22 protein-coding genes and 1 tRNA gene are annotated in these 19,149 nt (G+C 60.7%); 13 read left to right on the top strand and 10 right to left on the bottom strand.

Features of this window, described 5'->3' with window-relative positions:
• Positions 1-117 precede the first annotated feature (117 nt).
• Positions 118-1,128, top strand: coding sequence for a class II fructose-bisphosphatase (gene glpX, locus HMPREF3171_RS02475; protein ID WP_070482591.1), 1,011 nt, complete (start codon positions 118-120; stop codon positions 1,126-1,128).
• 54 nt (positions 1,129-1,182) lie between these two features.
• Here glpX and HMPREF3171_RS02470 read toward each other — a convergent pair whose 3' ends face one another.
• Positions 1,183-1,875 (bottom strand): CPBP family intramembrane glutamic endopeptidase, encoded by a 693-nt coding sequence (locus HMPREF3171_RS02470; RefSeq protein WP_083291922.1) that lies wholly within the window; start codon positions 1,873-1,875, stop codon positions 1,183-1,185.
• Positions 1,876-1,978: 103 nt separating this feature from the next.
• Between HMPREF3171_RS02470 and HMPREF3171_RS02465 the strand changes: the two genes are divergently transcribed.
• The 4 genes from HMPREF3171_RS02465 (at position 1,979) to HMPREF3171_RS02450 (ending at position 6,138) form a co-directional block, all read left to right on the top strand.
• The gene (locus tag HMPREF3171_RS02465) at positions 1,979-3,379 is read left to right on the top strand and encodes a class II fumarate hydratase (RefSeq protein ID WP_070482587.1); all 1,401 of its coding nucleotides are present in this window, start codon (positions 1,979-1,981) and stop codon (positions 3,377-3,379) included.
• A 66-nt stretch (positions 3,380-3,445) separates the two neighbouring features.
• A complete protein-coding gene (locus tag HMPREF3171_RS02460; protein ID WP_070482585.1) occupies positions 3,446-3,949 on the top strand; it encodes a hypothetical protein in 504 nt (167 codons plus the stop codon).
• Between the two features lie 27 nt (positions 3,950-3,976).
• Positions 3,977-4,585: a TetR/AcrR family transcriptional regulator gene (locus tag HMPREF3171_RS02455; protein ID WP_070482583.1), complete on the top strand. Its 609-nt coding sequence runs from the start codon at positions 3,977-3,979 to the stop codon at positions 4,583-4,585.
• Complete coding sequence (locus HMPREF3171_RS02450) at positions 4,579-6,138, top strand: MDR family MFS transporter (RefSeq protein ID WP_070421682.1); 1,560 nt, start codon at positions 4,579-4,581, stop codon at positions 6,136-6,138. Before HMPREF3171_RS02455 ends, HMPREF3171_RS02450 begins: the two co-directional genes overlap by 7 nt.
• Positions 6,139-6,204: 66 nt before the next feature.
• Here the strand turns inward: HMPREF3171_RS02450 and HMPREF3171_RS02445 are convergent, their stop codons facing one another.
• Entirely contained in the window at positions 6,205-6,813 is a 609-nt protein-coding gene (locus tag HMPREF3171_RS02445; protein WP_070452570.1) for a hypothetical protein, read from the bottom strand.
• 25 nt (positions 6,814-6,838) lie between these two features.
• Positions 6,839-7,459 (bottom strand): LysR family transcriptional regulator substrate-binding protein, encoded by a 621-nt coding sequence (locus HMPREF3171_RS02440; protein WP_070482582.1) that lies wholly within the window; start codon positions 7,457-7,459, stop codon positions 6,839-6,841.
• Positions 7,460-7,484: 25 nt separating this feature from the next.
• Here HMPREF3171_RS02440 and HMPREF3171_RS02435 point away from each other — a divergent pair, with 25 nt between their 5' ends.
• Positions 7,485-7,871, top strand: coding sequence for a DUF5997 family protein (locus HMPREF3171_RS02435; RefSeq protein WP_070482621.1), 387 nt, complete (start codon positions 7,485-7,487; stop codon positions 7,869-7,871).
• Here HMPREF3171_RS02435 and glyA read toward each other — a convergent pair.
• Positions 7,868-9,160: a serine hydroxymethyltransferase gene (gene glyA, locus HMPREF3171_RS02430; RefSeq protein WP_070421697.1), complete on the bottom strand. Its 1,293-nt coding sequence runs from the start codon at positions 9,158-9,160 to the stop codon at positions 7,868-7,870. The two genes, HMPREF3171_RS02435 and glyA, sit on opposite strands and share 4 nt — an antisense overlap.
• Before the next feature lie 112 nt (positions 9,161-9,272).
• Here glyA and coaA point away from each other — a divergent pair, with 112 nt between their 5' ends.
• Positions 9,273-10,196 carry a type I pantothenate kinase gene (gene coaA, locus HMPREF3171_RS02425; protein ID WP_070421685.1) on the top strand — a complete coding sequence of 308 codons (924 nt, stop codon included), beginning with the start codon at positions 9,273-9,275 and terminating at the stop codon, positions 10,194-10,196.
• A 12-nt stretch (positions 10,197-10,208) separates the two neighbouring features.
• Here coaA and HMPREF3171_RS02420 read toward each other — a convergent pair whose 3' ends face one another.
• From HMPREF3171_RS02420 to mca, 3 genes are read right to left on the bottom strand one after another with little or no spacing between them, the layout of a single operon-like run.
• Positions 10,209-10,988, bottom strand: coding sequence for an isoprenyl transferase (locus HMPREF3171_RS02420; RefSeq protein WP_070482580.1), 780 nt, complete (start codon positions 10,986-10,988; stop codon positions 10,209-10,211).
• Positions 10,989-11,008: 20 nt separating this feature from the next.
• Entirely contained in the window at positions 11,009-11,308 is a 300-nt protein-coding gene (locus tag HMPREF3171_RS02415) for a hypothetical protein (protein WP_070452565.1), read from the bottom strand.
• Positions 11,308-12,189 (bottom strand): mycothiol conjugate amidase Mca, encoded by an 882-nt coding sequence (gene mca / locus HMPREF3171_RS02410; protein ID WP_070421688.1) that lies wholly within the window; start codon positions 12,187-12,189, stop codon positions 11,308-11,310. The genes HMPREF3171_RS02415 and mca overlap by 1 nt, the downstream gene beginning before the upstream one ends.
• Positions 12,190-12,291: 102 nt before the next feature.
• Here mca and HMPREF3171_RS02405 point away from each other — a divergent pair, with 102 nt between their 5' ends.
• From HMPREF3171_RS02405 to HMPREF3171_RS02395, 3 genes are all read left to right on the top strand, one after another.
• Positions 12,292-12,741 (top strand): DUF4307 domain-containing protein, encoded by a 450-nt coding sequence (locus tag HMPREF3171_RS02405; RefSeq protein ID WP_224212882.1) that lies wholly within the window; start codon positions 12,292-12,294, stop codon positions 12,739-12,741.
• 106 nt (positions 12,742-12,847) lie between these two features.
• On the top strand, positions 12,848-13,369 hold the full coding sequence (gene greA / locus HMPREF3171_RS02400; RefSeq protein WP_070482578.1) for a transcription elongation factor GreA: 522 nt from the start codon (positions 12,848-12,850) through the stop codon (positions 13,367-13,369).
• 37 nt (positions 13,370-13,406) lie between these two features.
• Complete coding sequence (locus tag HMPREF3171_RS02395; RefSeq protein ID WP_070482576.1) at positions 13,407-13,916, top strand: hypothetical protein; 510 nt, start codon at positions 13,407-13,409, stop codon at positions 13,914-13,916.
• 115 nt (positions 13,917-14,031) lie between these two features.
• On the opposite strand, the gene HMPREF3171_RS02390 is transcribed toward HMPREF3171_RS02395, so the two are convergent.
• The gene (locus HMPREF3171_RS02390) at positions 14,032-14,814 is read right to left on the bottom strand and encodes a Bax inhibitor-1/YccA family protein (protein WP_070421698.1); all 783 of its coding nucleotides are present in this window, start codon (positions 14,812-14,814) and stop codon (positions 14,032-14,034) included.
• A gap of 98 nt (positions 14,815-14,912) precedes the next feature.
• On the opposite strand from HMPREF3171_RS02390, the gene HMPREF3171_RS02385 reads away from it, so the two are divergent.
• Positions 14,913-15,854, top strand: coding sequence for a suppressor of fused domain protein (locus HMPREF3171_RS02385; protein WP_070482574.1), 942 nt, complete (start codon positions 14,913-14,915; stop codon positions 15,852-15,854).
• A gap of 5 nt (positions 15,855-15,859) precedes the next feature.
• On the opposite strand, the gene HMPREF3171_RS02380 is transcribed toward HMPREF3171_RS02385, so the two are convergent.
• Both HMPREF3171_RS02380 and HMPREF3171_RS02375 read right to left on the bottom strand, forming a co-directional pair.
• A complete protein-coding gene (locus HMPREF3171_RS02380) occupies positions 15,860-16,324 on the bottom strand; it encodes an S-ribosylhomocysteine lyase (protein ID WP_070482573.1) in 465 nt (154 codons plus the stop codon).
• A gap of 196 nt (positions 16,325-16,520) precedes the next feature.
• Positions 16,521-16,594 (bottom strand) — tRNA-Leu (locus HMPREF3171_RS02375).
• Between the two features lie 158 nt (positions 16,595-16,752).
• Here HMPREF3171_RS02375 and HMPREF3171_RS02370 point away from each other — a divergent pair.
• Positions 16,753-18,084, top strand: coding sequence for an esterase-like activity of phytase family protein (locus tag HMPREF3171_RS02370; protein WP_070482571.1), 1,332 nt, complete (start codon positions 16,753-16,755; stop codon positions 18,082-18,084).
• 74 nt (positions 18,085-18,158) lie between these two features.
• Complete coding sequence (locus HMPREF3171_RS02365) at positions 18,159-18,779, top strand: CPBP family intramembrane glutamic endopeptidase (protein ID WP_070452551.1); 621 nt, start codon at positions 18,159-18,161, stop codon at positions 18,777-18,779.
• The last annotated feature ends 370 nt before the right edge of the window (positions 18,780-19,149 follow it).

Genomic DNA, 19,149 nt, shown 5'->3' with positions numbered 1-19,149 from the left:
TGCACCCCAGAACGGGCGGGCTTCTCCCCCGTAAAGGTGGGCGATACCAACACTTCGGCGTGTGGAAGTGCCAGAATAGAGGGGTCGATTTTTGTCCTCTGGAGGAAGGCCCCCGCGATGACTGAACAGTCTGATCTTGTCCCTGACCGCAACCTAGCAATGGAGCTCGTCCGTGTGACGGAGGCGGCAGCGCTCGCCTCCGGCCGTTGGGTGGGTCGCGGACAGAAGAACGAGGGCGACGGCGCTGCCGTGAACGCGATGCGCAAGATGATCAACTCCGTGGAGATGGACGGCGTGATCGTGATCGGCGAAGGCGAGAAGGACGAGGCCCCGATGCTGTTCAACGGCGAGCAGGTTGGCACCGGCCGTGGTGCTGCGGTGGATATCGCCGTTGACCCGGTAGATGGCACCCGCCTGATGGCAGAGGGCCGCCCGAACGCGATTTCTGTTATTGCTGCTGCAGACCGTGGCTCCATGTTCAACCCGCAGGACGCGTTCTACATGAACAAGATTGCTGTCGGCCCGGAGGCGGTCGGAGCGATTGATATCACCGCTTCTGTAGAGGACAACATCAAGTCGGTTGCCAAGGCGAAGGGCGTTCGTCCGGCTGACATCACGGTTGTTGTGTTGGATCGCCCGCGCCACGACAAGCTGGTCGAGGAGATCCGTGCCGCCGGCGCCAAGGTTCGCTTCATCATGGACGGCGACGTTGCCGGCGCAATTGCTGCCGCTCAAGACAACAGCTCCATCGACATCGCTATGGGCATTGGCGGCACCCCGGAAGGTGTTGTCACCGCATGTGCGCTGAAGTGCCTTGGGGGCGACATTCAGGGCATGCTAGCCCCGCAGTCCGACGAGGAGCGCGAGAAGGTACTCGCCGCTGGCCACGACCTGGATCGTGTCCTTGGCATCAACGACCTGGTCACCTCTGATAACTGCTACTTCGCCGCTACCGGCGTGACCAACGGTGACATGCTGCGTGGCGTGACCTACCGCAAGTCTGGCGCCACCACCCGTTCGCTGGTGATGCGTTCGAAGTCCGGCACCGTGCGCTACGTCGAATCCCAGCACCAGCTGGCCAAGCTGCAGGACTACTCGGTGGTCGATTACTCCGAGCCAACCGAGTAGAACCCTGGCTGCTGCCCTGCGCCTTCTCAGCGAAGAGCGCGGGGCTTTGTCGTTCTAGAACAAGGCACCAATGACTGCTGCGCTAGCCGCGACGTTGTTGGCTACGTGCACGATGAAACTCGCGGTGATGCTGCCGTGGAACCGTGCGACCAGCGCCAAGCCGACGCCGCAGAAGAATGTGTAGACGATCACGGGTGGCGCGATATGGGCTGCAGCAAAGATGGCGGAGGTGAGCAGCACGCTCGCTGCTGCCGGCATGAGCGTGTCAAAGTAGCCCATGAGCACACGGCGGAACACAATCTCTTCAATCACTGGCCCGAGCAGCAGATAACCGGCAAGCAAGATGAGCACCGGCGCCACACTTCCGGCATCTTTGGCTAAGTCATCTGCGGTTGAGCCTCCGCCTGGTTCCATCCCGATCAGCGAGCCGACGATAGCGCTCGACGCAGCCGCCCCGACGATCACTGCCGGAACTTGCCACAGCACATGCCAGCCTCGACTCCCTAGCCGCGTAAACCCCAGCTCGAGTCCGCGACTCTTCATGTAGCGGATAAGCAGCACCAAGGGCACAACGATGGCAATGAGAACCGCGAGAGGCAGCATGCTGATCGCGACGGTGCGGGACACGTTCGCGTGCACCAACAGCAGACCTTGTCCCGCCAAAAGGGCGTACATAATGGCCATTGCCGCCAACGCCACCAGCGCATCCCTCAATGCGGGGGCCTTTTGTGTCCGGTTTTCAGACATTACAGCTCCCCGTTTTTGTTATCTGGGGCATAATCGATCTTTGGAAAGGCACGAGCGCACTTTAGCGTGCGTGGCGTGCATGGGACAGAAGTAAAGGACAATCATGGCTGATCAGGAATACCGCATCGAACATGACACGATGGGCGAGGTCAAGGTGCCCGTCGACGCTCTCTGGCGCGCCCAGACGCAGCGTGCTGTGGAGAACTTCCCAATCTCCGGCCGCGGCCTTGAGGCCCAGCAGATTCGCGCCCTTGGCCTGCTGAAGGCTGCGTGTGCTCAGGTGAACAAGGACCTGGGCAAGCTGGACGCTGAGAAGGCGGACGCGATCATCGCTGCTGCGAAGGAGATTGCGGACGGCAAGCACGACGACCAGTTCCCGATCGATGTGTTCCAGACCGGTTCCGGCACCTCGTCGAACATGAACACCAATGAGGTCATCGCGTCCATTGCGAAGGCGAACGGTGTTGAGGTTCACCCGAACGACCATGTGAACATGGGCCAGTCCTCTAACGACACCTTCCCGACCGCTACTCACGTTGCTGCCACCGAGGCTGCCGCAAACGATCTCATCCCGGCGCTGAAGGTGCTCCAGGAGTCCCTGGAGAAGAAGGCGAAGGAGTGGCACGAGGTTGTGAAGTCGGGCCGCACCCACTTGATGGATGCCACCCCGGTCACCTTGGGTCAGGAGTTCTCCGGCTACGCACGCCAGATCGAGCTGGGTGTCGAGCGCGTCGAGGCTACCCTGCACCGTCTGGGTGAGCTGGCTATCGGCGGCACCGCTGTGGGCACCGGCATCAACACTCCGGCTGAGTTCGGCGGCAAGGTTACCGAGGAGCTCAAGAAGCTCACTGGCCTCGATGAGCTCTCCGAGGCGAAGAACCACTTCGAGGCTCAGGCCAACCGCGACTCCCTGGTGGAGTTCTCCGGCGCGATGCGTTCCGTTGCGGTCTCCCTGTACAAGATTGCGAACGATATCCGCCTGATGGGCTCCGGCCCGCTGGCTGGCTTCGCGGAAATCCACCTGCCGGATCTGCAGCCGGGCTCCTCGATCATGCCGGGCAAGGTCAACCCGGTGCTGTGCGAGACCGCAACCCAGGTTTCCGCACAGGTCATCGGTAACGATGCTGCTGTGGCGTTCGGCGGCACCCAGGGCCAGTTCGAGCTCAACGTGTTCATCCCGATGATGGCGCGCAACGTGCTCGAGTCCTCCCGCCTGCTGGCAAACACCTCGCGTCAGTTCGCTACCAAGCTGGTTGACGGCATCGAGCCGAACGAGGAGCGCATGCGCACCCTGGCCGAGTCTTCCCCGTCGATCGTGACCCCGCTGAACTCCGCTATTGGTTACGAGAACGCGGCCAAGATTGCCAAGCACGCGGTCAAGGAAGGCATCACCATCCGCCAGGCCACCATCGACCTTGGCTTCGTTGATGGCGAGAAGCTCACCGAGGAGGAGCTGGACAAGCGCCTCGATGTACTGTCCATGGCCAACACCGACCGAAACTAGGCCGCAACTCGCACCTAGCTAGAATCTGCCCCCAGCACTTCACTTCAACATGCTGGGGGCTTTTTCATGCCTGATTCTTTCTCCGAGCTTCGCACTGCCGGTGGCCCGAACAAGCCGTGGGTCGTCGGTGGTGTGCTCGCGCTGATTGTCGCCGTGATCGGCGTCGCGCTCGCTGCGGCATATTGGTACGCCAACCCGAAGCCGGAGCCGACCAACGAGGTGCCCGAAACCGTCACGGTGACGGCACAACCGCAGTTGCGTGACGACGACTCCACCTCCCCCACCGGCACCTACACCGGCACCCTGAACAGCCTGGAGGACAACGCGAAAGTGAAGGCCTGGCCAGCGGTGGCAACCTTCGGTGGTGGGACCGCGTCGGTGACGTATCCGTTGACCGGATGCACCGCACTGATCGGTGAGGACGGTGCGTCGGTGCCGTTGACGAAGCCGTGTGGGGATGGTTCGGGGCGGTGGGTCGTCGAAAAGCAAGAGCCCGGGATTGTGAAACTGACGTACTTTGAAGGCGAAAAAGCGCTGGTAGAAGGGGAACTCTCCGCCGGTTTGCCTTAACATGCACCGGGTGTAATATTGCACCCCGTGCAAAATGAGGGAATTCGGGAACAGAAGCGCCGCGAGACGCTACAGCGGATCCGCAACGAGGCGGCGGCGCTTGTCGACAAGCGTGGCTACGACAACGTCACCGTCGACGACATCTGCCGCGAGGCAGGCATCTCCCGGCGAACCTTCTTCAACTATGTGGAATCTAAGGACGAGGCGATCTTGGGATCGTTTCCGTTCACCCTCGACGAGGACGCGCTGGACGCGATCCGCACGACCCAGAGCGACAACGTGCTGGAGCTTGTCATTCGTTCCATCGTGGTTGAGCCGGGCACGTTTGATGGTCCGGCGGCGAAGTGTCGTCGTCAATTACTGGAGAACAACCCGGGCTTGATGCACGCCGAAGCCGCCCGAAAGCGCGGATTCCTCACCGAAATTGGTCGCGCCCTCCGCGCCCACTTTGAAACCTTCCCGCAGGACCGCAAGCATTCGGGATCGCTGGAGGCGGAAGCACTATTCATCGTCGTGCTATTTCAAGGGGTCGTGACCAGGTACCTTTGGGCGCCGCCCGATGAAGGAGACCCAATCGAGCAGCTCATCGAATACGCCAAAGACATCACGAATTACGCAAAGGACATGACATGGTAGACAACCGCGCGGGACGCCACCCGCTTCAAGCCACTCCCCCGAACGTCGGCGTCGTGTTCGCCGCCCTGCTGCTGACCATGCTGATGAGTTCGCTGGGCCAGATGATCTTCGCCACGGCCCTGCCGACCATTGTTGGTGACCTCGGCGGCGTGGACCACATGAGCTGGGTCATCTCCTCGTTCTTGGTCACGATGACCATCGCGATGCCCATCAACGGCAAGCTTGGCGACGTATTGGGCCGCAAGTGGCTCTACATCACCGGCATCGGCCTGTTCGTAATCGGCTCCGCCATCGGCGGCTTTGCTAACACCATGGAGCTGCTCATCATCGGCCGCGCCATCCAAGGCCTCGGCGCGGGCGGCATGATGGTGAACTCGCAGTCCATCATCGCGGAAGTCGTTCCTGCTCGCGAGCGCGGCAAGTACATGGGCGTGATGGGCGCAGTATTTGGTGTGTCCTCGGTGCTCGGTCCGGTCCTCGGCGGCTGGTTTACCGACGGCCCCGGCTGGCGTTGGGCGCTCTGGATGAACATCCCGCTCGGCCTGCTCGCCATGACGGTATGCACCAAGGTGCTGAAGCTGCGCCGCGGATCCGCCAAGGGCATGAACTTTGACTACATCGGTACCACGCTGATGATCGTGGCCACCACGTCGCTGATCCTCACCACCACATGGGGTGGCACGCAGTACGACTGGACCTCCCCGACCATCATCGCCACCAGCGCTATCGCTGTGATCGCTGCCGTGCTGTTCGTGATTGTCGAGCTGCGCGCGACTAACCCGCTGATCCCCATGGGGCTGTTCCGCAACCGCAACATGGTGCTGACCACCCTGGCGGGCACTGTGCTTGGCCTCGGGATGACCAGTGCTCTCGCCTACCTCCCGACGTACTTGCAAATGGTGCACGAACTGACCCCGACCGACGCGGGCCTTATGATGCTGCCGATGGTGCTCGGCATGCTCGGCACCGGCACGGCAGTCGGCTTCATCATCTCTCGCACCGGCCGCTACAAGATGTACCCACTGTCCGGCATGCTCATTACCACCGTGGGACTGTTCCTGTTCTCTCGGCTGAGCGTGGACACGTCGCTGACCGTGCTCGGGATCTACATGTTCATCTTCGGTTTCGGCCTTGGTCTGGTCATGCAGGTTCTTGTGCTCATCGTGCAGAACTCGTTCCCACTCGCCCAAGTGGGCACCGCAACGTCGACGAACAACTTCTTCCGCCAGATCGGCTCCGCTATCGGCGCCTCCCTGTCCGGCTCGTTGTTCATTCACAACATGCGCGAAAAGCTGGAGGAGCGCCTGCCGGAAGCTCTGGCGAAACTCGGCGAAGAAGGTGCTGCGCTAGGCAAGCAATTCGGTGAGGGTGCCGCGAACTCGCTAACCCCGAGCAGCGTGGCGCAACTGCCTCAGCCGGTGAAGGAAGTCGTGCTGTCGAGCTACAACGACGGCCTTACCCCCGTGTTCCTCCTCATGGTGCCGCTGGCCATCATCGCGTTCGTGATACTCCTGCCGGTCAAGGAAGACCCACTCAAGGAAGATTTGAGCTAACCGGGAAACGAAAACGGCCCGGCCCCTCACATGGGGCCGGGCCGAACGCCGTTACATGGGCGCGGTTTACTTCTCGGTGATCACCGCGGCGAACGGCTCGCCTTCGCCAGCACGGGTCCAGTTGATGGAGCCGCGCTCGAACTCCTGGGTCCAGCCGGACTCGTCCGGGTTAGCAGCCTCCGGAGCCAGCGGGAAGCCCAGCTTCTTATCCACGTTGACGTCGGTCATCCACTCGTTGGCAATCTGACCCCAGGTCGGTGCGCCACCGGTGTTCTCATTCCAGGTGACGTAGTGCTCCTGGTCGTACGTAACGATCCAGCCTTCGTCGACCTGCTCAACCTTCATCGGCTCGCCCCAGGACGGCTCAGCAAACTTATCCATGGCAGCAACGACGCCAGCCGGAACCATTGCGGTGCCGCCGTCAGCAGTTGTAATCTCCTCGGTCGCCTCGGTGCCCTCGCCCGCAGCGCCGATGGAGTCCGCGGAATCGGTTGCGGAAGCGTCAGCGGTTTCCGTCTTCGCAGCCGCAGTCTCAGTCTCTACGTTCGTCTCAGTAGCGGTGGCCTCCACAACCTCGGTCTCTGCCGCGGTGTCGTCGTCGTTAGAGCACGCAACTAACCCGGTAGCAGCCAGGGCTACAGCAGCGGCGGAAGCAGCGATCTTACGGGAAAACATAATTTGTCATACCTTTCATGTTGATTTAGGTGCGTCGCCCATTATGGGCACCGCGCGAACGTCGAGTCTTCTTCCCACCCGATCGGGGGTGTGATGTGTTGCGCGACGACCTGGGAGTTCTCCCCTTCGTAATACCAACAAAGTCCTGGATAGCGTCACAATCGTCCGATTTCCGCCACACGAGCGCAACCGTCGTGATATTAACGCCTTCCCCCGGGTCGATCGGCAGCGCCTTAATCTGCTTCTTCGCAAGCGTCTTCAGCAACGGCAACGGCCCGTAGGCGATGCCGACGTTTGCGGCGACAACGGAAAGGGCGGTGCGCAGATCGTCGATAAGCGGCTGCTCTGCGTACTCGAAATTCACAATCTCTTCCGCAAGATCCCCGCGATCAACCTCCCCCACCTCCGCATAGACGGAGTCCTTTGGCACGGCCACGCCCCAGGCCTCCTCGTAGAGCCGGACCACGTGGTATTCGTCCGTGACCCGCTCGTCCGGAAGCCTGACCAGCGCCGCGTCCGCATCCTTGCCGACGAGGGGAAACGGATCATCCGACGGCAATGTCGCAGGGTCCTCGCCCGACATTTGGGCGTAGCGGCGGAACCATTTGCCGGGTTCAGTACCGGTGACGAACGCGATGGTGAGCATGGCAGGTAATGCTACCGTTTTGGGCATGACTGAACAGACCCCATCCGGCACCGCAATGAAGCCGATGACCGCGGCGAAAAAACTCGGTATCTACCTTCCCGCCACCCCACAGGAGTTCCAGGACGGCGCCATCACTCACGCCGAACTGCGCGAACTGCAGGAAAACCCGCCCGCGTGGCTGCAAGAACTGCGCCTCAACGGCCCGCACCCCCGTACCGAGGTCGCACGCAAGCTCGGCATCTCGGTGACCGCGCTGAAAGCAGCCGGCGTTGAGCAGTCGATGACCACGGAGCAAATCCGCGCGCTTCTCGACGACCAACCGGACTGGCTACAAAAAGCCCGCGCCGCTCTCGCAGAGCAGCGCGGGCACAATGTCGACACCGCAAGCGCCGCCGACGGCCAGAACGACTAGAGCATCTTCCAGTCTTCAAGGCCCGGGTACAGCGGGTACTTCTCCGCCAGGGCCTCAACGCGGGCGCGCAGCGCCGGGATATCAGCCTTCTCGCCCTGGATCAGGGTCTCGGCGATGATGTCGGACACCTCGCGGAAGTCCTCCTCGCCGAAGCCACGGGTAGCAAGCGCCGACGTGCCGATACGCAGGCCAGAGGTGACCTTTGGCGGGCGCGGGTCGAACGGCACCGCATTGCGGTTGACCGTGATGCCTGCGGCGTGCAGGAGGTCCTCGGCCTGCTGGCCATCCATCGGCGAGTTACGCAGGTCCACCAGCACGAGGTGGACGTCGGTGCCGCCGGAGACAACGTCGATGCCGGCAGCCTTCGCGTCCTCGCTGGTAAGGCGCTCGGCCAGGATCTTCGCACCGTCGATGGTGCGCTGCTGACGGTCCTTGAACTCCTCCATGCCCGCGATCTTGAACGCGGTCGCCTTCGCAGCGATGACGTGCATGAGCGGGCCACCCTGCTGACCAGGGAAGACGGCGGAGTTGATCTTCTTGTTCAGCTCCTCATCGTTGGTCAGGATGAAGCCGGAACGGGGGCCACCCAGCGTCTTATGCACCGTGGAGGACACCACGTGCGCATGCGGGACCGGCGACGGGTGCAGGCCAGCCGCAACCAGGCCGGCGAAGTGGGCCATGTCAACCCACAGGTAGGCGCCGACCTCGTCCGCGATCGAGCGGAACTCAGCGAAGTCCTCGTGGCGCGGGTAGGCGGACCAGCCGGCGATGATCACCTTCGGCTTGACCTCGCGAGCCTGCTCACGCAGCTTGGCCATATCGATGAGGTGGGTGTCCTTCTCTACCTCGTACGCTGCCACGTTGTAGAGACGGCCGGAGAAGTTGATCTTCATGCCGTGGGTCAGGTGGCCGCCGTGAGCCAGGTTCAGGCCCAGGATGGTGTCACCCGGCTCCGCCAGTGCCATTAGCACAGCGGCGTTCGCCTGCGCACCGGAGTGTGGCTGCACGTTTGCAAACTTTGCACCGAAGACTTCCTTGGCACGCTCCTGTGCCAGGGTCTCCACAACGTCCACGTGCTCGCAGCCACCGTAGTAGCGCTTGCCCGGGTAGCCCTCGGCGTACTTGTTGGTCAGCACAGAACCCTGTGCCTCAAGTACGGCGCGCGGAACGAAGTTTTCAGACGCAATCATTTCGAGGGTGTTGCGCTGGCGCGCTAGCTCGTCGACAATCGCGGCGTGAACTTCGGGGTCAAAAGTAGCCAGATCCTGGTAACGGAAATCTTCAGACACGTCCACCGGGTCCTTTCTCGTTCGGTCGTAGTTACCGCTTCGAAGTATATGTAAGCAACCCGGGTGTTATGTCGAATTCCATGCACAGGATCCAAGGTGAAACAATAGGGCCATGCCACGTGTCGATTCTTCGCCTTACCTCGATTTTCACCGCGAGGACTGGCGCAAACGTCGTGCCACCATGCCACAGGTGCTCACCGAAGATGAGCTCACCAAACTCGCAGGCATCGGTGAGAGCCTCGATCTGCAAGAGGTCGAAGACATTTACCTACCGCTGTCGCGCCTGATCCACCTGCAGGTACGAGCGCGCCAGAAACTGACCAAAGCCACCGAAACGTTCATCGGCGGCGATCCGGGGCATGTGCCGTTCATCATCGGGCTTGCAGGCTCGGTCGCAGTAGGCAAATCAACCACCGCGCGTGTGCTGCAGGTGCTACTTCAGCGCTGGGACTCCCACCCCCGCGTCGACCTGATCACCACTGACGGGTTTCTGCACCCCTCCGCAGTGCTCAAGGAGCGCGGCTTGATGGCCCGTAAGGGCTTCCCTGAGTCTTACGACCGCCGCAACCTCATGCGATTTGTCACCGAGGTGAAATCGGGCCAGCCCCTGGTCAAGGCTCCGATCTACTCCCACGAGGCCTACGACATTCTCCCGGACGAGTACATCGAGGTACGCCAGCCAGACATCTTGATTCTGGAGGGCCTCAACGTATTGCAGACCGGCCCAACGCTGATGGTGTCGGACCTGTTCGACTTCTCCATCTATGTCGATGCCAAGACCTCCGACATCGAGCACTGGTACATCGAGCGCTTCCTCAAACTGCGCGATACCGCATTCCAAGAGCCCGGCGCACACTTTGCTCACTACGCAGGTCTTGACGACGCGCAGGCGACCTACGCCGCACGCGAAATCTGGCAGTCCATCAACCTGCCAAACCTGGTGGAAAACATTCTGCCCACGCGGGTGCGCGCATCGCTTGTGCTGCGCAAGGATTACGACCACACCGTTCAGCGCGTCCGCATGCGCAAGCTCTAATTCGCCAGGGTTTTATTTGCCAAAGCGGCGGGAGCGCTGCGAATAGTCGCGCAGTGCTCGCAGGAAGTCGATCTTGCGAAACGCCGGCCAGTACGTATCCGTGAACCAGATTTCGGAGTACGCGGCCTGCCACAGCAGGAATCCTGAAAGACGCTGCTCACCGGAGGTGCGGATCACCAGATCTGGGTCGGGCTGGCCCTTGGTGTAGAGGTGTTCAGCGATGGACTCGACCGTCACCGCCTCTTTGATTTCGGCGGGGGTTGCGCCGGCGGCTGCGGTGTCGTCGATAAGCGCACGCACCGCGTCCACGATCTCCTGGCGCCCGCCATAGCCCACCGCAATATTCACGGTCAGCCCGGCTTTCTCGGTAGTGGTAGCGGCACTTTCTCGCATGCGTGCTGCCACATCGTCCGGCAGCAGGTCCAGTTGGCCGACCAAGCGCACGCGGCAGGTGTAATCCTCGGTGGCGAGGTCCTCGATGACTTCGGAGATGATGTCGAAGAGCAGCTCCACCTCCTCCGAGGTGCGCTGAAGGTTCTCGGTGGAAAGCAGGTAAATCGTGAGAACATCGACATCCATTTCCGCAGACCAGCGAACCAAATCGCCAATCTTCGCGCCGCCGACCCTGTGGCCGTGGGAAATGTCCTTAAACCCCGACTCGCGAGCCCAGCGCCGGTTCCCGTCAGCCATCACAGCGATGTGCTTCGGGCGTTTCTTTCCGCGCAGCTCACGCTTAAGTCGTGCTTCGTACAGCTGGTACAGCGGGTAGCGCAGTTTGGAGAGGACAGACACAACGTTGATTCTAGCGGGGCTTAAAAGGTGCGCTTCTTACGCTGGTCGGCAACGCCAGCCTTCGCCATGGCCTCGTCGATAGCTTTCTCGTCGAAAGGATCAATGCCATGCGCCTCAGCAAATGCTTGACGACGACGGAACCGGGAGAAACGCCGGTGAAACGCATACCCAATCGACAAGACAACGACCGCGAGGCAGACAAGCAGCAGCAGCCCAATCGGCGACGCCTTGCCAAAGTCCGGACCAGCCGGGGTCTCCCCCGGCGACTGCGCCAGGACCAGATCAACGGTTGCGGCGGCGTTGATGAAGTTGGCGAACACTACTCCTCCTCAGCACCGGCATCGATACCGGCAAACAAGTCATCTTCAGGCAAGGTGGTCTCCACCCGGGTACGTGCGAGCTCGAATTCTTCCGTCGGCCACACCTTTTGCTGGTCCGCCACCGGGCTGGCCAAAAACGCCCCTGCCGGATCGATCTGGGTGGCGTGAGCAGTCAGCGCCTGCTCACGTTGTCCAAAGTAGTCGGCGCACTCCACTTGGGTGGTCACGCGGTCAAACACATCCCCCTCGGCTTCCTCCCAGCGCTTGATCATGAGCTCGTAGGGGCTCTTCTCACCGCGTTCGAACAACGCCTCTTGCAGCAGCTTCATGCGCTGGAGGATAAAACCATGCGTGTAGTAGAGCTTCAGCGGTGTCCACGGCTCGCCGGCTTCTGGCGCAAACGAGGCGTCACCCGCCTTCTCCCACGCAATCATCGAAATCGCGTGAACCATGAGATGGTCCGGGTGCGGGTAGCCACCGTTTTCGTCGTAGGTAATGATGACGTGCGGTTTGAACTCGCGGATCTCCTCCACGATCTTCACCGCAACCTCTTCCGGGTCCTGGACCGCGAATGACCCCTCCGGCAGCGGCGGCAGCGGGTCCCCCTCGGGCAGGCCGGAGTCTTCGTAGCCCAGCCAAACGTGTTCCACACCAAGCGCCTCGACGGCACGCGCCATCTCCTCGTGGCGCACGGCCGTCATGTTTTCGAGCACCCCAGGGCGGTCCATCGCAGGGTTCAAAATGTCCCCACGTCGTCCGTCGGTACAGGTCACCACCTTCACACGGTTCCCTTCGGCAGCGTATTTCGCCATGGTCGCCGCACCCTTCGAGGACTCATCGTCCGGGTGAGCGTGGATCGCCATCAGACGCAGACCAGCCACTCGTACTCTCCAACTTTTGTAGGGGTGTTGTTAGAACTTCGGAACATCTTAGTACCATCCCAGTTAAGTCCCTATCCCCCTTGTTATTGCGAGGTTGCATCCGTGTCCACTCCAGTGCGCCGTCCGTCGCAACGCTATAGCTCCGGCAAGAGCGACGGCGTAAGCGGCAAAGTGGTCGCAGTCGCCGCTGTGCTCATCGCCATCGCGTTCATCTTCTTCGGCGCCCGAACGATCATCGACAGGATGGACCGTCCCGTCACCGCTGAATTTATTTCGCAGGAACATATCGACGACTCAACCGGACGCCTTTGGATCGACGTGACCCGCAAGGACCCGTCGGTACCGTCCTATTGCATCGTCACTGCGGTGGATTACTCCCACGCTGAGGTGGGGCGCCGCGAGGTCATCCTTCCCGCCGGCGGGGAGAAGCACCAGCGCATCCCGGTGGACCTGCCGCTGCGTGAACCGCTTGTTTCCGGCCGCATCTACGGCTGTTCCGAAAATCTGCCGTTCTACATGGACCCGGAGAGCAAATTTTACGACGCCCGCTAGCACACGGGCCACGCACTACCATGTGCTAATCTTTTGCGGTATATCTGCACAGTTTCGCCCGCAGCCTGCGGGCTCGTTTTACGTATGAGGGAAGGGTGTTACCCCTATGGCTGAACCCCAGCAGCAGTACATTACCCCGGAAATGAAGGCCAAGCTGGAGGCCGAACTCCAGCAGCTGATCGATAACCGTCCGGTGATTGCCGCGGAGATCAACGAGCGCCGCGAGGAAGGCGACCTGAAGGAAAACGCTGGTTACGACGCAGCTCGTGAGCAGCAGGATCAGGAAGAGGCTCGCATTAAGCAGATCTCTGAGATCCTCTCCAACTCCACCACCGAGCGCACCGGCATTGTCGAAGGTGTCGCTCACATCGGTTCCGTCGTTCACGTCTACTACAACGACGACAAGGAGGATCGCGAGACGTTCCTCATCGGTACCCGCGCTGCGTCGACCGACAACGCTGATTTGGAGACCTACTCCGAGCAGTCCCCGCTGGGCGCCGCCGTCGTTGGTGCCGCTGAGGGCGAGACCCGTACCTACACGGCTCCGAATGGTCGCGAGATTTCGGTCACGATCGTCAAGGCTGAGCCGTATGATTCAGTTAAAGCTTCAACGCCTCGTGCAAAGTAGTTTTACCCGTTCTTTTTCGATAGCGAAGGATCATCCTGTGATTGCAACCTCTTCCCGCAAAGCTCTGGTTGGCGTAGCTGCCATCGCTGCTCTCGCCCTCGCCGGCTGCACCCCGCCGAACGAGAACCCGTCCGACAAGAAGATCGACACCGCGACGAGCCAGGACGCTGGCTCCCTCAAGGGTGCTGGCGCTTCCGCCACCGCCGCGACCAATGTTGTCGAGGCCAGCGAGGCGACCGCGACGGAGACCCTCGAGGCCGCCGCGGACGAGCTGCCAACCTTCAACAACTGTGGCGAGACCGGCCTGCTGCGCCCGACCCAGCTGACGGTCGACTGCAAGAGCCAGAACGATTTCCTGCAGGACATCGTCTGGGACACTTGGACCGAGGACCTGGCCGAGGGCACCGCAACCCGTGTTGTCCTGGACCCGAATAACCGCGAGGAAGGCGTCAAGGTCGTCCTTGGCGCTCCGCAAGTTGTGAACAACGATCTGCTGTTCACCACCATCTCGGTTGATGGTGCGACCGTGAACCCGGAACGTCTCTAATCGCCTCTAATCGCCTCTCATCGGCGCAAAGAGTAGCGGCCCTGTTCCAATCGGAACAGGGCCGCTTTATTGTCGGCGGCGTTTGGTACCGCCGTTTAGCGTTGCTTAGCGCCGTCTAGCGGTCGTTGGCGAAGTAGGACAGCAGACGCAGGATCTCGGTGTAGAGCCACACGAGCGTCACAGCGAGGCCCAGTGCGACGCCCCACGCGGCGTTCGACGGTGCGCTGGTGCGCACGAGCCTGTCGGCCAGATCGAAGTCCTGCAGGAAGGAAATAGCTGCGAGGACCACGCATACGACGCCGAAGATGATGGACATGGTGCCGCCATCACGCAGTGGGTTCTGGCCGGTGAAAAGAGCGAGCAGCAGGTTGCCCAGCGCCATGATGACAACGCCGAAGATGGCGCCGGTGATCAGGCGGTTCAGTCGCGGCGTGACGCGGATGGCGCCGGTGCGGTAAACCACGAGCATGCCAATGAACACGCCGAGGGTGCCCAGGATGGCCTGGAAAATCATCTGGCCAGCGTCAGCCCCGCCGACGGAGAACCAGCCGGAGATCAGCAGAGAGAATCCACCTAGGAACAGGCCTTCAAAGGCTGCGTACAGAAGCGTCACCGTGCGGGAGCCGAAGGTGCGCGAGAACGCGTGGACCAGGGTGACCACGAACGCGCCGATGCCGCCAACAAGCGTCAGGATCATCCCCACGCCGGCGTTTCCGGACAGGTAAATGCCGAAGTTAATGGCGGCGAACAGGATGATAACGGCGATGGTGATGCCGGTCTTGGAGACAATGTCATCGACCGTCAGCGGGCGGTCCTGCTGGATTTCGGGCGCGTAGCCGTATCCAGCGGTGTGTTCTTCATTGGTCAGGTTCTTCAGAACCGGGTTGGTACTTCTCACGTCGTCCAACATTCCTTTCGAGTCTTGTTGCGACCACTATTCACAGGTTGTAACGCTTGCACCTTCAAAAAGGTTCCCGAGGCGTAGAATTTGGACACATGGGTGTGTTCGATCGTTGGCGTCGCGGCCCGAGCACGGGCGGCGATCTTGTGTTGGAACGGCTCGCTGCAGCAACTGGTGGCGCGCAGTCCTACACCTTTTCTTACGCAGAGGTAGATGTGCTCGCATTTCTTGTCGACGACCCCCTCCCCCACGTCTTGTACTGCACGTTCGGGTTGTCCCAGGTGGAGTCGTCGCAACGCGTTGCGGGCACACAGACCGAGCTCACGCTCCGCATCCCGATGGACGATGAGGTGTTCCCTCCTGAGTGGCCGGCGCAGCAGCTGGCACGCATGGCTCGCAACGTGGTCCGCAGCGGAGTCGAGATTGAGCCTGGGCATTATTTATCGTCGGCTTCTGGCTCGCTCGCGGGGTTTGTGTTCGTCGCGGATCCACTCCTCGGCTGCGCTGAAGGGCCGACCGGGCGAGTGCAGTTCACCTACGCCGCGGGGTTGGTCGGAGATGATCTGGAGCGGATGTTGCGGTGGGATCCGGTGAAGTTCGCGGGCGTGCTCGGCGAGCATGTGCCGCTTGGGTTGACGGACCCTGCACGTGCCCCGCTGTCAAGCGATCCGCAGGTGCGTGTGCTTCTCGACGACGCCTCGCACACCGACGGCTCCTCTATCGGCGCAAACACCGCCAAGTATTTAGATGTCGATGTCGCTGGCCGTGTGGATCTCGACGAACGTGCCGCCGCCGCACTCCTTCGGGCGGCGCGCTACCGATTGCTGTTTGGCAAGTCATATGCCCTCATCCGCAACGACACGTGGCTCATGTTCGACCCGAAGGCAATCGATCTCGAGTTGGCCGAGGATCACATTGTCGTGCCGGGCCGTGCCGATGTAGCGAATGAATTGCTCGCTGTATTCGACACTGCGCCGGGCACTTATGCGTTGAGGACCGTGCCGTTGACGTTCCAGGTCATCGACCCGACAACGTAGGACGCTTACTTAAAGACGTTGCCCCACTCGTCACGCTTGTCCAGAAACGCCTGCGCTTCGCGCTTAGCGGCCTCGAGGTCGTGGCTTGCGCCCCAGCCGCACTGCTTCTCGTTCGCAGCCGGCACCTCGGTGGCGTTGGTGATGTCGGTGAGCGTCTTTTCCACCAGATCAGTGACCTCTGCCTCTGCGACGTCGCCGGAGAGCATCAGGTAGAAACCGGTCTGGCAGCCCATCGGGCCGAAGTCGATCACGTTGTCTGCATGGTTGCGGGCGTGCTCGGCAAACATGTGCTCCAGGGAGTGCACTGCCGGCATCTCAAGGTGCTCGACGTTCGGCTGCTTGAAGCGGATGTCCCACTTCACCAGCGTGTCACCCTGGGGAAGTTCCTTGCGATCCGCGAGGCGAATAAACGGTGCGTCAACCTTGGTGTGGTCGAGGTTGAAGGATTCAACATTCATGCGATCAGTCATGGCCTCGACTGTACTGAACGCGCTGGCCCGTTCCCATCACTGGATTCATCGTCGCGAGTCGCGCTGGTCACGGCTGCCGCATCCCAAATCGGCGAGGCTGCGTAGCTTGCTGCGCGAGTGAGCTTCTTGCTTTCCGACGACACCTCGTCAACGGCTGCTATACCGCCATGTAGCCCGGTTACCGGGCTAGTAATTGTGCCCCCAGTCGGGCTCGAACCGACACTGGGCGGATTTTAAGTCCGCTGCCTCTGCCAATTGGGCTATAGGGGCGCCGAGAAATATGGTACTTCCCCGGCGCCTCAATGCTGAAACCGGCCGGAAAATCTCACCGAGCGAAAGTGCACTGCCCGCCATACACTCGCTGTGCGAAATGTAAGTTTCGCCTGAGTTTCTCGCTCAGTTCCTGGCGATTTTCGAGGTAGTGACACATGAACATTCAACTTCCACCCCCTTTAAACCAACTGATCAAAGACATCAACCTTGAGCAGCTCATCGCAGCAGTAGCAGGCGTTTTCGTCGTCGGTGGTCTTGTCGGCGGAGCAATTGGCGCGGCTGCCGGCAACGGATCCGAGCATTCTGGTTCCAGCAACAGCGACGTAGATCCAACGGCGTCCACCACGGCTCCCGAGGTCACTGGCCCAACTCTCGAGGGCCGTGCGAAGCTCTCGGCGTTATACCAGGCTCCCGGCCCGAATTCAGGCAAGGATGCTTTCGACGGTAACGGGCAAACCCACCCTTTTAAAGGGCAGGTCATCCCCGGCTTTTCTGGAATGATCGAGATTGGCGACGGCACGTTTTATGGCTTGCCAGATAACGGCTTCGGTTCGAAATCGAATTCTTCCGATTTCCTCCTGAGGATCTACACGGTCAAGCCCAATTGGGAAACGGCGGAAACAGCGAAGAATCCACAAACCACCGGTGGTGTTGATGTACTTGACTACATCTCATTAAAAGACCCCGACGGAAAGATTCCGTGGAAGATCGTCAACAACGACACCGAGGATCGTCTACTTACCGGCGCAGACTTTGACCCCGAGTCATTCGTCCAGGCCGCCGACGGATCTTTCTGGATCGGCGAGGAGTTCGGCCCCTACATCCTCCATGTGGACAAGAACGGCACCTTGCTCGAAGAGCCCTACGCATACCCAGGTGTGAAGAGCCCATCGAACCCAACACTTGGCGATAATGAGCGACCAAACCTGCACAATTCCAAAGGCTTTGAAGCCATGGCATGGGACGGACGCTATCTTTACCCGATTTTCGAGGGGTACCTCGACAAGGCGGCCGACAAGCGTGAACGCGTCATTTCTCAGTTCGACACAACGACAGGCAAATACACCGGCAAGACTTGGACCTACCTTGCTGAAGGCGATGACGCGCTCATCGGCGACGCTTTCCTAACCAAGGATGGCCGTTTGCTCGTGCTTGAGCGCGACGACTTCCTCGGCTCCGATGCGAAGCTGAAGAAGGTATTCGAGGTTGCGAATTTCAAGGGTATCGAGCCAGGGAAAACAGTGGAAAAGGCGCTTATGGCAGACCTTCTCCACATCGCCAACCCCAATAAGATCGGCATGGTTTCCGATGCACGGGCATACGGTGTCGGCGACCCTTTCATGTTTGCGCTACTGAGCGTCGAAACGATTGTTCAGCTTGAGGACGGCCGATACTTAACTGCCTTGGACAACAACTTCCCTGGCGATGACGGCCGGTACCGCGGTAAGCCAGACGACACGGAGATGATCATCTTCTCTGTCAATTAACAACTATCTGCCCTGAGAAACTGCCCGGTAATCTGTCATTCACATCGCCAGATTATTTGGACGGAGTTTCTCTCGTGGCCAGGCAATGGTTGTTTCTTCTGCCCTGCGCTTTTGGTGCGCTCGGGCTCTTCCTCGCGCGCCAGGCTGGCGACGGCACCGCAGGTTTCTACTGGGCCACCGCTTTTACCGCCGTCGTGTACCTAGCCGCCTGGTGGGTGTGGGGCGACAAAGGCGCATTCGCTGGCCCCGGCAAACTCCGCGACGTCGTACGTGGCATCGGATTAGGCACCGCACTTGCGGTTGTCTTTTTCTTGGGTGCCCTGATCGTCACCCGCATCCCAGCACTTGCCGGCCCTGTCGCAGAGATCCTGGATACTCCTAACAAAGGCGGTTACGCGCTGACGCTGCTCGTCCTCGTGGTCAACGGCGTCGGCGAGGAGCTCATCTTCCGCGACGTCGTCCCCCGCCAGCTACAAAGCATTGGACAAACGGTGCTGCAAGCTGGTGTGTGGTCGACGGTCGCCTACGGGTTGGTCACCGTCGTGATGGGTGTGCCGCTGCTTGTGTTCGCGGCAGTGGTCCTCGGTGCGCTCGCCTATACCGAGGCAGTGCGCACCGGCAGGCTGTACTCCCCCATCGCACTCCACCTGACGTGGAGTATTGCAATGCTGCTGATCCTGCCCTCGCTCCTCTGAAATCGATCGAATCCCAGCCAGGCCCTATACAGCCCTATATATAGGCATCGAATCGGGCGTCGTGATGGTGGTTGCAGCGGCGCAAACGGGCGTGAAACGCCCTGTTTTCGTGTCTTGAGGCCTGTTATGGCGTACCTGGTCCTAAAACGGGGGTAATTTCCGGGGGTAAGCAGGTGGTGCGGATTGCTGAACAATCCGCACGTCACACCCATTTCGAGCCGTTTTCACAGTCGTTGAACAATCCTTCCGACCATTTTAGGGCTGTTTTGAAGTGTTGTTCCGGCATTTCCGCAGGTCGCGATTCAAACAGGCGGGTTTCGCCTGAAAACACCCTTAAGGTGCATACTATGCATGCATAAAGATTGTTCAA

The sequence above is a fragment of the Corynebacterium sp. HMSC08F01 genome (genome assembly GCF_001807545.1).
Taxonomy (GTDB): Bacteria; Actinomycetota; Actinomycetes; order Mycobacteriales; family Mycobacteriaceae; genus Corynebacterium; species Corynebacterium coyleae.
This window is presented reverse-complemented; position numbering and strand designations above follow the sequence as displayed.

Coding starts and splice junctions, on each gene's coding strand:
- glpX (WP_070482591.1), top strand. CDS start 118: ATGACTGAACAGTCTGATCTTGTCCCTGACCGCAACCTAGCAATGGAG.
- HMPREF3171_RS02470 (WP_083291922.1), bottom strand. CDS start 1,875: ATGTCTGAAAACCGGACACAAAAGGCCCCCGCATTGAGGGATGCGCTG.
- HMPREF3171_RS02465 (WP_070482587.1), top strand. CDS start 1,979: ATGGCTGATCAGGAATACCGCATCGAACATGACACGATGGGCGAGGTC.
- HMPREF3171_RS02460 (WP_070482585.1), top strand. CDS start 3,446: ATGCCTGATTCTTTCTCCGAGCTTCGCACTGCCGGTGGCCCGAACAAG.
- HMPREF3171_RS02450 (WP_070421682.1), top strand. CDS start 4,579: ATGGTAGACAACCGCGCGGGACGCCACCCGCTTCAAGCCACTCCCCCG.
- HMPREF3171_RS02445 (WP_070452570.1), bottom strand. CDS start 6,813: ATGTTTTCCCGTAAGATCGCTGCTTCCGCCGCTGCTGTAGCCCTGGCT.
- HMPREF3171_RS02440 (WP_070482582.1), bottom strand. CDS start 7,459: ATGCTCACCATCGCGTTCGTCACCGGTACTGAACCCGGCAAATGGTTC.
- HMPREF3171_RS02435 (WP_070482621.1), top strand. CDS start 7,485: ATGACTGAACAGACCCCATCCGGCACCGCAATGAAGCCGATGACCGCG.
- coaA (WP_070421685.1), top strand. CDS start 9,273: ATGCCACGTGTCGATTCTTCGCCTTACCTCGATTTTCACCGCGAGGAC.
- greA (WP_070482578.1), top strand. CDS start 12,848: ATGGCTGAACCCCAGCAGCAGTACATTACCCCGGAAATGAAGGCCAAG.
- HMPREF3171_RS02385 (WP_070482574.1), top strand. CDS start 14,913: ATGGGTGTGTTCGATCGTTGGCGTCGCGGCCCGAGCACGGGCGGCGAT.
- HMPREF3171_RS02380 (WP_070482573.1), bottom strand. CDS start 16,324: ATGACTGATCGCATGAATGTTGAATCCTTCAACCTCGACCACACCAAG.
- HMPREF3171_RS02370 (WP_070482571.1), top strand. CDS start 16,753: ATGAACATTCAACTTCCACCCCCTTTAAACCAACTGATCAAAGACATC.